We start from the raw sequence: 12,450 nt of genomic DNA, 5'->3' as shown, positions 1-12,450 counted from the left end.
CTAGCCCTCCGCCGGTTCGACGATCATCCGGCTGCGCATCTCCAGGTGCAGGGCGCTACAGAAGTACGTGCAGTAGATCCAGTACACCCCGGGGTCATCAGCCGTGAACGTGACTTCGCGGGTGTCCTGTGGGGCCACGGCGTAGTTGATGTCGTGCTCGGGGATGGCGACGCCGTGGATGATGTCCTGCACGCCTTCGATGTTGGTCGTGGAGAGTTTCACCTCGTCGCCCTCCTGGACCGTGAAGTCCGGCAGGCCGAACTCCGAGCGCTTGGTCGTCATCTTGACGTGGACGCTGTTGTCGCCCGTGCGCTCGACGCCGGAGTCCTCCTCGGTGATGTAGGTCTCCTCGTAGTCGTCCTTGTCGTACACCTTCTTGGCGTCTATCTTGTCCTTGTGCGCGAACACGCAGTCGTGTGGCTCGGGGTAGGCCGGGTGGTCCGCGACCAGCTCCATCTCCTCCTCGCCCTGTCCGATGTGGATGAGCTGGTCGTTGTCAGGCATTATCGGACCGACCGGGAGGAACCGGTCTTTCGAGAGCTTGTTGAGGCTGACGAGCCACTTCCCGTCTGGGTCGGTCGTCATCGCCTCAAGGGCCTGGATGTGCCCCGGGTTGTAGTGGACGTCCTGCTTCTCGATGATAGGGTCCTCTGACCCCTCCTCTGCCTCGACAGCCGCCTCGATGTCCCACTTGGCTGTCTGGGAGTCGATGAACAGCGACGTGTAGGCGTGGCCGTTGCCGTCGAAGGTCGTGTGCAGCGGGCCGAGCCCGACGCGCGGTCGCCCGGCGACGACCTCCTCCGGGTCGGAGGAGTCTGCCAGCGCGTTCAGGTCGAGCATCGTCACCGTCGGGGAGAGCTTCCCCGCGATGAAGGCGTAGTCGCCGTTCGGCCCGACCTCGACACAGTGGGGGCTTTTCGGCGTCGGGATGTACTTCACGATGGGGCGGTCGCCCTGATTGAGCGAACTGCCCTGCGTCCCGTCGACGATGGGGATGCCGTTGACCTCCTCGTAGTTGCCGTTCTCGACGGCCTGTTCGATGGCCGGGATGTCGAAGGCCTTGACGTTGTCTCGGTCGTCCTTCGTCATCCCCTGAATGTCGGTGGCCTCCTCGCTGTTGTACGCCGAGGAGATGGCCCACCGACCTTCTTTGCCGGTGTCGACGATGTCGAGGTTCCCGTCGACTTTGACCTGCCACTGGGTCTCCATAGAGTCGGGGTCGACGGCGACGAACAGCGACGTGTAGTTGTCCGGGTTCTTCGCGTCGGTCCCGTCGTTAGGCAGGGGCGCGCGGAACTCGCCGTTGCCAAGCACGTACTTCGTGTCCGGCGAGAGGACACAACAGCCGTGGATGGCCTGCATGTTCGGGACGTCCGTGATGGCGTCCGTCTCGAAGTACGTGAGATTCACACGGGCGATGCGGCCATTGGCCTTGTCGTTGACGTACAGATACTCGCCATCGTAGTCGCCGTCCGTCTCCGAGAGGTTCGGGTGGTGATTGTCACCCCAGCTGTAGCCACCGCCTTCCTCCAGCATCTCCTGCGTGCCATCGGTGAAGCCATAGCCCGACGCACAGTCGGTGTTGAACACCGGAATACGGGTGAGTTCCCGCATCGACGGGATGCCGATGACCCGCAGTTCGCCAGAGTGGCCGCCGGACCAGAAGCCGTAGTACTCGTCGTGTTCGCCCGGCTCGACCGTGTGACTCGCACCGCTGCTCGAGGGCGTTGACTGGCTGCCAGCGCTACTGTCGCCGCCGCTCAACGCTGAACAGCCGGCCACCGACCCCATCGAACCGGCGGCGACGCCGGCTTTCATGAAGTCCCGGCGACCGAGCGAAAGGCCGGGTAGTCCCAGGGAGATGTCGTCATCCGTTGTCGCCTCATCGGGGGACTCGACCTCCGCCAGCACCGAATCGAGCGTTTCTTCGTACTCTTCGAGGACTTCGTTCGGGTCGCGTGGGGTTTCGTGCTTACTCATATCAGACCACCTTGATTGTGCCGACCATCCCGTTCATCTCGTGGGGGATGCAGTAGTATTCGTACGTCCCGGTCGTCTCCAGCGTGACCTCGTAGCTCTCACCTTTCGGGATATTGCCTTCCTGCCCGTTGCTGTAGCCGTCTTTCGCGGCCTGCAGGGAGTCGAACCCGCCGGATGCGAAGTAATCCGCGCCGTCGGGGATCTTGTCTTCGTAGGCCGTCACCGTGTGGCCGATGCTACCGACGTTCTCGAACGTGACCGTCGTCCCTGACTCGACCTGGATTTTCTTCGGCTCGTATGCCAGTTCATCCGTCATTTCGACGGTGCTCGTCTCGACCCACTCGGACTCGCTCCCGCCGTCACTGGACTCGGTCTCGCCGCTGTCTGACCCGTCACCGCCGCTCCCCGAATCGCCGTCATCGCCACTATCGGACCCGCCGCCCGACGAACAGCCAGCCAGCGCGACTCCAGCCGCGAGACCCAGACCGCGTACGAATGTTCTACGCGTTTCCATGATAGCTCACGGCTGCAACTCGAAGACCAGCCTGTATATATAGGGAACCGCACTCTCATTTGGCAGGAAGCCGGGCGAATATGTTCGCCGGTAAATAGTGAATGGTGACCCTTCGTGACGATTGCCACAGAATACAACGACTGTGTAATCGTCTCTGGGCTCCCCGAGTTGGGTGGTGGATGCCGGCGGCCAGTTCACCGCGCTTCGGTGACGCTTACGACTGTCTGCTCTGGGGACCGCCTTCGTTCAACTGTCCACAGATTCCTGTAGCCGCGCGAGACTGGTCAACACCGGGTACGTCCAGAACTGCTCTTCGTACATATACGTGCAGAACTCGTGTGTCTCGAACCGGTGAACGCTTGCGTGGAGTTGTTCTTGGCGCTCCTGTAGCAGCGCTGTAACGTCGTTTCGGAACGTCTCGCGATACCACTCAGGCACGACTGTGCTGTCGAGTGTCTCGATGATCTCCTGTAAACTGCTGTGGTACTCCTGCATCGATTCCTGTTCGATTTTGACAGCGCGGTCCAGCGAGATCCGTTCGTCGATTGCTTGCTCAGCCGCGGCCACCAGCGAGCGTTTGAGCGGCGGTGAGAACCCGACGTTCGTCTCAGGGTGAAACAGCGCTGCGTAGTCTGGCCCGAACTCGATAGCGACGTTCTCGACCAGCGATTCGTCGTACACTGACTCGTAATGGTCGACAGCCAGCACCGTGTCGGCGTAGGCGTCCCGTAGCGCTTTGACGGGGCCGGATTCGGACTGTCGACTTCGCGCACCAACGGGGGCGGAGGGCTGTTGGGCGGGGTCGACGGCACGCAGACGCTGTAGAAAGTCCTCGAGCCCGTCTTGCTCGGCTGCAAGCTCGGTATGCTCCACGTCGAGCACAGTGAGAGCCGTCTCTATCGGCTCGAGAATGTGGTCTCGCCATGTGTGCAGGAACCACTGCGTGCCGTCCTGCGCAGGCGTCGTTGACATACTAGTCTCTCGTTCAGTAACAACAATAAGTGTTTTAGTTACCCGTCAACACCACCGTGTTCTGGACGGTTATTTATAAAGGCACTCGGGACAGGAGCGTTGCGTTCGCTGTGTGTCTTGCGGTCTCGGTACATCGGCAATTCCAGTTGGAATGGAATAGCATCTGGTTCCGGGACCAAGACCTATCGATCAGATTTGGATATAAATATGTGCCATCTAAAATATACGAGGGCCAAAATTCGCTACTGAATCAAAAATAGACACATCTGTGATTATTTTTGCGCCTAACTACATCTATAAACTCGGATTATTGAGATATAATTGCGGTATCGATAGCTGAAGGCTGTCTATCTGCATGAGTAATATTAAAAACACGACTTTGGATATGTTTCGAGCGAAGTATTTCTATATACCGGTACCCGTACAGTCTTATTGTGTCGGGTATTGACAGGTGTCGGTTGCCAGCGGCCGCTGGTTGGTCCGGCCGCTCATCGCTTACATCTGGGTTTTAAATAATGACGGCAACTCTACTCGGTAATGACCGACGACGCCGACACACAAAACACGGGCCGGCGGATACAGTCCGTGGAGAACGCCTGCGAAATCATCGAAGCCGTACAAGAGGCAAACAGCGCGACATTGCAGGAACTGAGCGAGCGAATCGAACTCTCCCAGGGAACGCTGCACACGTATCTTGCGACCCTGACCGACTGTGGCTTTCTCACGAAGGACAACGACACGTACCAGCTTGGCTTTCGGTTCGTCACGATGGGCGAACACGTCCGCAACGAGACAGAGCTCTACACTGCCGGCCAGGAGGAAGTCGACAAACTGGCCGACAGGTCCGGTGAGTACGTCCATCTGGTCGTCGAAAACGACGGCCGCGAAGTCGCCATCTACGAGCGGCGGGGCGAACACGCCGTCGGGATGGACTACCACCTCCAGTTGCGGGAGGCCCCACAACACCTCCACGACAGCGCTTCGGGGAAGGCAATCCTCTCGTGTCTCCCGGACGAGCGCGTTGAGAAAATAATCGACCGGGAAGGCCTTTCACAACAGACACAGCACACGATTACGGACCGAGAGACGCTCTGTGACGAGCTAGAAACAATTCAGGAGCGAGGATACGCGACAAACGACGAGGAAGAGATCCGTGGCCTCCGGGCAGTCGGTGCGCCGATTTTGGACAACGATGGGACCGTTGTTGGCGCGGTCAGTGTGACTGCACCGACCAGCCGTCTGAAAGGGGCCCGCTTCGACAGCGAAATTCCTGAGATGGTGATGGAGGCAGCGAACCTCATCGAAGTCAATCTCGAAATGACCTCGTTTGACCGGAGCACGTAACAGCGGCGTCAGACGCTCGTCGCTGTGTGTCAGCGATGACCACTAACCAACGACAGTATCCGCCCTCCAACATTTGGATAGCTCAAATCTCGGCTACGCTACTGTGACGGTGGGTCGGGGTGATTCTTCCAGCAAGGCATCCACAATAACAGTCGTACCATCGTTAGTGGCCCTGCCAGGATAGCACAGCGGGTCGAGTAGCTGTGGCTGTCTGCGGTCTACGGCCGGAGATTCCGAGATTGAGACCTTTGTCGCTGACATACCTCGATACAGTACTCCGTTGCTACGACGCCAAGCCTGTTTTTGACTTTCTCAAACCAGTTGCCGGCACCCTATCCGGTAGTTAGACGCGATATAGCGCGCATACAGTATCCTCTGTGCCAGCAGGCGCACCTTTGTGCAAATACTGTAACCCCTCTCAAATTGAGTATATCAAGTCCATCTAACGGCAGTATTTTACAGATAGGGCATTAGAGGTGCTTACTGTTCCCTGAAAACTGCTTGATGAATTTTTGTTGGCTTTTGCTAGTATCAAATTATCTGCCTCGCAGACAGTCCCAAATGTTTATTAACAATACCAGTATTGATGCCGATACACTGTCTCACTCCAGCCGTCGGATGTTGACAGTACATACGGACACAGCGTGCTGAACAACCCAGCGTACTCGCCCAATTGGTCCCGAGTGGGCGTACGCACCGCCAAACCTACCAACCAATCATGAGCACACAGAAGGAGCCACCAGAGCAAGCGACAGACGAGGACGAATCGCCAATCGCGACTGCCCGCCGCCAACTGGAGCGAGCGGCCGAACACCTCGACCTTTCTGAGGGGATGCTTGAACAGCTCCGTCACCCATCGAAAACTGTCGAGGTATCCGTTCCGATCCACCGGACAGACGGGAGTGTTGAAGTGTTCAACGGATATCGCGTCCAGCACTTCGAGGTCCGAGGGCCATACAAAGGCGGTATGCGATACCACCCAAGCGTCTCCGCCGAGGAGTGTACGGCGCTGGCGATGTTGATGACGTGGAAGTGCGCGGTGATGGACCTGCCCTTCGGCGGCGCGAAGGGCGGCATCGTCGTCGACCCGTCGACGCTCGACGCACAGGAGACCGAGCAGTTGACCCGCCGGTTCGCCGAGGAACTACGCGAAGTCGTCGGGCCGACGAAAGACATCCCTGCACCCGATATGGGGACCGACGAGCAGACCGTCGCCTGGTTCATGGACGCGTATTCGATGCAGGAAGGCGAGACGGTTCCCGGAATTGTGACCGGCAAGCCGACGGCAGTCGGCGGGACGCACGGCCGTGAGGAGGCACCCGGCCGAAGCGTCGCTATCGTTGCCCGCGAAGCACTCGACTACTACGATGGGAGCGTCGAGGGAGCCACTGTGGCTGTACAGGGCTTCGGCGCTGTGGGGGCGAACGCCGCACGCCTCCTCGATTCCTGGGGCGCCTCCGTTGTCGCTGTCAGCGATGTCGACGGCGGTATCTACGACGAATCCGGCCTCGATATCGAATCCATTTCCGCCGATGGTGACGAGCACGGCCAGCTGGGGGCTGTTGACGCACCACGTCAGCTATCCAACGCCGAGCTACTGGAACTCGATGTCGATGTCCTCATTCCCGCAGCAGTCGGGAACGTCCTGACCGAGGAGAACGCTGCGGACGTGCAGGCGAGCATTATTGTCGAAGGAGCGAACGGCCCGACAACGACAGCGGCCGATACAGTGTTTGAGGAACGCAATATCCCAGTCATCCCGGATATCCTCGCCAACGCCGGTGGCGTCACCGTGAGCTACTTCGAATGGCTCCAGCACATCAACCGACGGAGCTGGTCCCGGGAAGAGGTCAACGACGAACTCGAAGCCGAGATGCTCGATGCCTGGGAGGCCCTGCAGGCCGAAGTCGAGGATCGCGATGTCACGTGGCGAACGGCTGCCTATATTGTCGCGCTCTCGCGAATCGGTGACGCTATGAACGCCCGTGGGCTATGGCCGTAACAACGGATGTCGCTTCAGTCAACCCAGTCGCGAGACCGCAGTCGTCCCACGTCACCTGTCGCGGTGCTCGGTGTCCCGTTCGCCCTCGGTGCCGACCGACGCGGCGTCGACATGGGTCCGTCAGCGATTCGCTACGGCGGCCTTAGCGCCGCGCTCGATACGGCCGGCGTCGACTACACTGACGCGGGGGACCTTTCACCGCCGACGCTACAGTCCCAACCGGCGTCCGCCGACGCCAGTGCGAAGTACCTCGATGCTATCGCGGAGATGACCGACACGCTTGCCGACCGGGTGGCGACCGAAATAGCCGACGGGAGCGTGCCGCTGGTGTTAGGCGGTGACCACTCTATCGCAATGGGCACGATGCGCGGTGCGGCTCAGGCGTCCGAACTCGGCGTCATCTGGTTCGACGCGCACGGGGATTACAACACCCCGACGACCTCGCCCAGCGGCAACGTCCACGGGATGCCGCTTGCGGCCGCTCACGGCTACGGCGATTTCGCAGAGATGCCGTGGGCCACCGCCCCGAATGTCGCCGAGGAGAACACTGTCATCGTCGGCGCACGGAGTCTGGATGCCGACGAACGAGCGGTCCTCCGCGAGAGCGACATCTCCGTCTTTACGATGGCGGACATCGACAAGCAGGGTATCGGCTCAGTCACCGATGAGGCACTTGATATCGCGACTGACGGGGTCGATGACATCCACGTGAGCCTCGACCTCGATTGGCTTGACCCGGATGACGCACCGGGCGTCGGGACACCGGTTCCCGGCGGAGTCACATACCGGGAGGCACATACGGCGATGGAACGGGTCGCCGACCGCGACGCCGCCGAATCAGTGCTGCGCTCGCTCGATGTCGTCGAAGTCAACCCCATCCTCGACCAGCGCAACACGACGGGCGAGCGAGCGGCCGAACTCGCCGCCAGCGCATTCGGCAAGCGGATCCTGTAGCCCGTTTCGAACCGCAGCAAGGACCCAGTTATGCGGCCGGTACGCGGGCCCGGAACACAGTGATTTATTACTGATGATTTCAATTATGCTAGCATGGACCGCGATACTGCGGAGCCACGTGTCGATAGTATGCCTGGCCCACAGAGCAGCGAGTGGGTCGAGTACCATCACGAAACCGCCGCGCCGAGCACGTATGTGTACGACTTCGTCTGGGACATCACTGAGGACGCAATCGGTCCGTTCTGTACAGACGCGGACGGCAACGTCCTGCTGGATTTCACGTGCCACGTCGCCGCGTCGCCGCTCGGATACAACAACCCGAAGGTGCTCGACCGTGCCGACGAGTTCGACATGGTCGACCCGCTGAAGATCGCCGGCCAGGACTTCTACATCAGCACCGGCGGCTCACCCGACGAAACGTCGCTACCGGGACCCGCCCACCTGATGGACAAACTGACCGATATTACCAGCCAGTACGACTTCGACACCGTCTTCCTCTCGAACTCCGGTGCCGAGGCCGTCGAGAACGCGATGAAGATCTGTTACGATAACTGCGAGACGCCGAAGTACGGCATTACCTTCGACGGCGCGTTCCACGGTCGGACACTGGGGGCGCTTTCGCTGAACCGTTCGAAATCCGTCTATCGCCGGAAATTCCCCGAAATCAGCGGGATTCACGACGTGGAGTACTCCGAGGCTGGCGTCGAGCGCCTCCGTTCGAAACTCGACGCAGACACCGGCCACATCCCGCCCGAGGAAGTCGCGTTCCTCATCCTCGAGCCGATACAGGGCGAAGGCGGCTATCGCGTTCCGAATCCCGAGTTTCTCTCAGCCGTCGACGACCTCTGCCGGGAACACGATATCCCGATCATCGCCGACGAAATCCAGTCAGGAGTCGGCCGCACTGGCGAGATGTGGGCCGTCGACCACTACGACATCGAACCGGATGTCATCACGAGCGCGAAAGCGCTCCGGGTCGGCGCAACCGTCTCCCGGTCGGACATCTTCCCGTCCGAAACGTCGCGGCTCTCCTCGACGTGGGGGGCCGGCGACATCCTCGGCTCGATGCGCGGCGCGCTGACTCTTGCTGCTATCGAGGACCACGACCTGCTAGAGAACGCCGCCGAGAAGGGGACGTACTTCATGGATCGGCTCCGCGAAATCTCGGCGGGCCGTTCGCTGGTCGAAGACGTGCGCGGCCTCGGCCTGATGACCGCGCTGGAGTTCGATACGGCTGATCGACGCGACGCCGTGATGGAAACCGCGCTCCAGCACGGCCTCCTCACGCTCGGCTGTGGCCAGAAATCTCTCCGACTCCTCCCGCCACTCGACGTTACCGAGCGCGAACTGGAACTCTGTCTCGACATCCTCGATTCGGTGTTTACCGAGGTTGCAGGCGCTGTCGCGTCCGCCTGACCCTCGCTATTTCTGCGGTAACCGAAATGTTAAAATATGACTGATTCGACTGTGGCACTATGCCACGAGAGGCACGCGTAGACAGACGGAGGTATCTGCAGGCAATCGGTGGTACTGTCGCAACCCTGTCGGTCGCTGGCTGTCAGTCGGACAGCGGGGACTCACAGACGCTCACCGCGGGCACAGCGCCGGGCTTTCCGCCGTTTGAGATGAAGCAGGACGGCGAACTCGTCGGCTTCGACGTCGAGTTGCTGGAAGCCGTTGTCGCGGCGACGGAGTACGAACTGAGCGGCTGGGAAGAACTTGAATTCAAATCACTCATTCCAGCGCTGAACAACGGGAACGTCGACGTCGTCGCGGCGGGCATGACGATAAACGACGAACGCGACAAAGCCATCGACTTCTCCGACCCGTACTACAGTTCGAATCAGGCTATCATCGTCCGGGAGAACGGGTCGTTCTCACCGTCGTCGCTGGAAGACCTCTCTGAGGCAGCGGTCGGGGCACAGAAAGGGACGACCGGTGAATCCGTCATCAAGGATCAGCTCATCGAAGCGGGGACGATTCCAGAGTCGCAGTACAATGCATACGGTAACTACGTACTCGCCGTCGAGGATTTGCTAAACGAAAACGTCGACGTCATCATCATCGATGTCCCCGTCGCGAACTCGTTCGTGGCAGACCGCCCGATCAAGTCTGCGTTCGTCCACGAGACTGGTGAGCAGTTCGGCTTCGGGATTCAGTCCGGTAACGACGAGCTTGCGGGCGCGCTCAACAGCGGGCTAACCACAGTCGAGGACGACGGGACGTACCGAGACCTGACCGAGAAGTGGTTCGGACAGAAGTGAGGCCATGGCAGCAATCCTACTCCAGACTGCCGACTGGCTGTTCGTTGTCGATAACATGGGGCTGTTGCTCGGCGGGACAGCTGTCACCGTCGCGCTTACCGTAGCCAGTATTCTCCTTGGATTCGCCATCGGGTTCCCGGCCGGTGCGATAGAGGTGTACGGCTCGGACAGAGCCCGTCGGCTGGTCGAACAGGTCGGGGTTGTCCTTCGTGGCACGCCGCTGCTTGTCATCATCATGATCCTGTACTTCGGCCTGTCCGTTTCCAGTAGCGCGTTCGTCACGGCGACCATCGCACTCGGACTCCGGAGCGCCGCCTACCAGTCCCAGATCTTCCGCGGTGCGCTCCAGAGCGTCGACGATGGGCAACTGGAAGCGGCACGCGCCGTCGCAATGTCCCGGTTCGAAGCGATTCGGCACGTCGTCGTCCCGCAGGCGCTGCGCCGGAGCGTTCCGGGCTTCCAGAACGAGTTCACTATCGTCCTCAAGGACACGAGCATCGCTATCGTCATCGGTATTGGCGAACTCCTGACGACGGGCCAGAACCTCTACGAAGGCGGGCAGTCGACTGCGGCACTCGAGATATTCCTCGCCGTCAGCCTCGTCTACTTCGTGCTGACGTTCGCGACGAACCGGTCGCTCGACAGACTCAGCGACTACTACGCGGTACCGGAGGGAACGACATGACACAGCCACTACTCTCAATCGACGACCTGCACAAGTCCTACGGGAGCGAAGAAGTACTGGAAGGCGTTGGCCTCGAGATGGATCAGGGCGACGTGACGGTCCTCATCGGACCCAGTGGTTCGGGCAAATCCACGTTGCTCCGATGTGTGAACCGGCTAACCGAGATCAACAGTGGCCGGATTGCGCTCGACGGGGAAGACGTGACTGGGGCAGACACCGACGTCAACGAACTGCGAAAACAGGTCGGGATGGTGTTTCAGGATTTCAACCTCTTTGCGCACCTGACTGCGCTCGAAAACGTCACGCTCGGCCCAAAGAAAGTACTCGGGATGGACGCTGCTGACGCCGAGGCCGCCGGACGGACGCATCTCGAACAGGTCGGATTGCTGGAGCAGGCGGACTCATACCCCGCCGAACTCTCTGGCGGACAGAAACAGCGCGTCGGCATCGCTCGCGCACTCGCGATGGACCCGGAACTGCTGCTGTTCGACGAGCCAACCAGCGCGCTCGACCCCGAACTCGTTGGCGAGGTCGTTGAGGTGATGCGCGACCTCGCAGCGGAGGGCATCACGATGCTCGTGGTCAGTCACGAGATGGATTTCGCCCGGTCGGCCGCGTCTGACATCGTGTTCCTTGATGACGGCGAGGTCGTCGAACACGGCCCACCGGAGCAACTGTTCCAGAACCCCACAGCGGACCGAACCGAGCAGTTCCTGAGCAGATTGCACGCGCACGAGGAAACGGCATGAGCACAGCTGAATCCACAACATCACCGCTCCGGGACCGCGTCGGGACGGTTTTCACCGTCCGTCCACTCACAATCGGCCTGACGCTGTTCTGGATCTGGGTTCTGGCCCGGTGGACTACCGATTTCGTTCTCGCAGGAGTATTTGGACTCGACCGTGGCACACCGTTTCTCCCGGCGGCCCCGTTCCTGACAGCAGCGGATACCGTCGCATCGCTCGCCGCGCCGCTCGGTGCCGCCGAAGCGCCGCTGGCATGGTTCGCTGAGACGCTCCAGTTCGCCGCCGACGCGACGGCGTACCTGCCGGCGCTGGCACATGGCATCTGGACGACGGTCCTACTGACGGTCTTCAGTGTCTGTCTCGGATTCGCGCTGGCGCTCCCGCTCAGCGTCGTTCGCGTGTACGGAGGGCGGTGGGCACGGTGGCTCGCCCTATCCTACACTGAACTCATCCGCGGAACGCCGCTGCTCGCCCAGTTGTTCGTGCTTTACTTCGCGACCTCACTCACGCAGGTTCTCAGAGGCGTCCCGGGGGTCGGTGTCGGATTCATTCCAGCACAGGCGTTCTGGGTCGCCGTTATCAGCTTCACGCTGAACAGCGCCGCCTACCAGTCCGAATATCTGCGCGCGTCACTGGACTCGGTCGACGGCGGCCAGTTGACTGCCGCACGCGCAATTGGGCTCTCGAAGCTCGAAGGGATACGGTACGTTGTCGTTCCACAGGGTCTGCGACTCGCGCTTCCCAGCTGGACGAACGAACTCGTGTATCTCATCAAGTACTCCTCGCTGGCGAGTTTCATCACTGTTCAGGAACTGTACGGCAGGACAAGCACCCTCGCTAACGAGACGTACCAGTATACAGAACTGTTTGTGCTGGTGGCAATACTGTACCTGGCCCTCGTTGTGTCGGCATCAGCACTGATGGACCGCGTCGAATCGCACACTGCAACCGCCGGTGTCGGACACACTAGACAATGACCACTCTCTTAG

11 protein-coding genes are annotated in these 12,450 nt (G+C 60.5%); 8 read left to right on the top strand and 3 right to left on the bottom strand.

Annotated elements, in window-relative coordinates:
* From nosZ to G9C82_RS03015, 3 genes are all read right to left on the bottom strand, one after another.
* Complete coding sequence (nosZ, locus tag G9C82_RS03025) at positions 1-1,980, bottom strand: TAT-dependent nitrous-oxide reductase (protein WP_127013333.1); 1,980 nt, start codon at positions 1,978-1,980, stop codon at positions 1-3.
* 1 nt (position 1,981) lies between these two features.
* Complete coding sequence (locus tag G9C82_RS03020) at positions 1,982-2,494, bottom strand: plastocyanin/azurin family copper-binding protein (RefSeq protein ID WP_127013332.1); 513 nt, start codon at positions 2,492-2,494, stop codon at positions 1,982-1,984.
* Positions 2,495-2,740: 246 nt separating this feature from the next.
* The gene (locus tag G9C82_RS03015; protein ID WP_127013331.1) at positions 2,741-3,466 is read right to left on the bottom strand and encodes a hypothetical protein; all 726 of its coding nucleotides are present in this window, start codon (positions 3,464-3,466) and stop codon (positions 2,741-2,743) included.
* Between the two features lie 537 nt (positions 3,467-4,003).
* Between G9C82_RS03015 and G9C82_RS03010 the strand changes: the two genes are divergently transcribed.
* The 8 genes from G9C82_RS03010 to G9C82_RS02975 all read left to right on the top strand — a co-directional run bounded on the left by G9C82_RS03010 (position 4,004) and on the right by G9C82_RS02975 (position 12,438).
* On the top strand, positions 4,004-4,810 hold the full coding sequence (locus tag G9C82_RS03010) for an IclR family transcriptional regulator (protein WP_011222993.1): 807 nt from the start codon (positions 4,004-4,006) through the stop codon (positions 4,808-4,810).
* 718 nt (positions 4,811-5,528) lie between these two features.
* On the top strand, positions 5,529-6,812 hold the full coding sequence (gdhB, locus tag G9C82_RS03005; RefSeq protein ID WP_004962147.1) for a glutamate dehydrogenase GdhB: 1,284 nt from the start codon (positions 5,529-5,531) through the stop codon (positions 6,810-6,812).
* A 6-nt stretch (positions 6,813-6,818) separates the two neighbouring features.
* Positions 6,819-7,766 carry an arginase gene (gene rocF / locus G9C82_RS03000; protein ID WP_004962144.1) on the top strand — a complete coding sequence of 316 codons (948 nt, stop codon included), beginning with the start codon at positions 6,819-6,821 and terminating at the stop codon, positions 7,764-7,766.
* 93 nt (positions 7,767-7,859) lie between these two features.
* Positions 7,860-9,182: an aspartate aminotransferase family protein gene (locus G9C82_RS02995; RefSeq protein WP_127013330.1), complete on the top strand. Its 1,323-nt coding sequence runs from the start codon at positions 7,860-7,862 to the stop codon at positions 9,180-9,182.
* A 59-nt stretch (positions 9,183-9,241) separates the two neighbouring features.
* Entirely contained in the window at positions 9,242-10,030 is a 789-nt protein-coding gene (locus G9C82_RS02990; RefSeq protein WP_004962138.1) for a transporter substrate-binding domain-containing protein, read from the top strand.
* 4 nt (positions 10,031-10,034) lie between these two features.
* On the top strand, positions 10,035-10,715 hold the full coding sequence (locus tag G9C82_RS02985) for an amino acid ABC transporter permease (protein WP_004962136.1): 681 nt from the start codon (positions 10,035-10,037) through the stop codon (positions 10,713-10,715).
* Positions 10,712-11,464, top strand: a complete 753-nt coding sequence (locus tag G9C82_RS02980; RefSeq protein ID WP_004962134.1) for an amino acid ABC transporter ATP-binding protein — start codon at positions 10,712-10,714, stop codon at positions 11,462-11,464. Before G9C82_RS02985 ends, G9C82_RS02980 begins: the two co-directional genes overlap by 4 nt.
* Positions 11,461-12,438, top strand: a complete 978-nt coding sequence (locus G9C82_RS02975) for an amino acid ABC transporter permease (protein WP_127013329.1) — start codon at positions 11,461-11,463, stop codon at positions 12,436-12,438. The genes G9C82_RS02980 and G9C82_RS02975 overlap by 4 nt, the downstream gene beginning before the upstream one ends.
* Positions 12,439-12,450: the final 12 nt, after the last annotated feature.

It is taken from the genome of Haloarcula sp. R1-2 (assembly GCF_011627385.1).
In the GTDB taxonomy this organism is placed as follows: domain Archaea; phylum Halobacteriota; class Halobacteria; order Halobacteriales; family Haloarculaceae; genus Haloarcula; species Haloarcula marismortui.
This window is presented reverse-complemented; position numbering and strand designations above follow the sequence as displayed.

Coding starts and splice junctions, on each gene's coding strand:
- G9C82_RS03010 (WP_011222993.1), top strand. CDS start 4,004: ATGACCGACGACGCCGACACACAAAACACGGGCCGGCGGATACAGTCC.
- G9C82_RS02995 (WP_127013330.1), top strand. CDS start 7,860: ATGGACCGCGATACTGCGGAGCCACGTGTCGATAGTATGCCTGGCCCA.
- G9C82_RS03020 (WP_127013332.1), bottom strand. CDS start 2,494: ATGGAAACGCGTAGAACATTCGTACGCGGTCTGGGTCTCGCGGCTGGA.
- G9C82_RS02980 (WP_004962134.1), top strand. CDS start 10,712: ATGACACAGCCACTACTCTCAATCGACGACCTGCACAAGTCCTACGGG.
- G9C82_RS02975 (WP_127013329.1), top strand. CDS start 11,461: ATGAGCACAGCTGAATCCACAACATCACCGCTCCGGGACCGCGTCGGG.
- rocF (WP_004962144.1), top strand. CDS start 6,819: ATGTCGCTTCAGTCAACCCAGTCGCGAGACCGCAGTCGTCCCACGTCA.
- G9C82_RS02990 (WP_004962138.1), top strand. CDS start 9,242: ATGCCACGAGAGGCACGCGTAGACAGACGGAGGTATCTGCAGGCAATC.
- nosZ (WP_127013333.1), bottom strand. CDS start 1,980: ATGAGTAAGCACGAAACCCCACGCGACCCGAACGAAGTCCTCGAAGAG.
- G9C82_RS02985 (WP_004962136.1), top strand. CDS start 10,035: ATGGCAGCAATCCTACTCCAGACTGCCGACTGGCTGTTCGTTGTCGAT.
- gdhB (WP_004962147.1), top strand. CDS start 5,529: ATGAGCACACAGAAGGAGCCACCAGAGCAAGCGACAGACGAGGACGAA.
- G9C82_RS03015 (WP_127013331.1), bottom strand. CDS start 3,466: ATGTCAACGACGCCTGCGCAGGACGGCACGCAGTGGTTCCTGCACACA.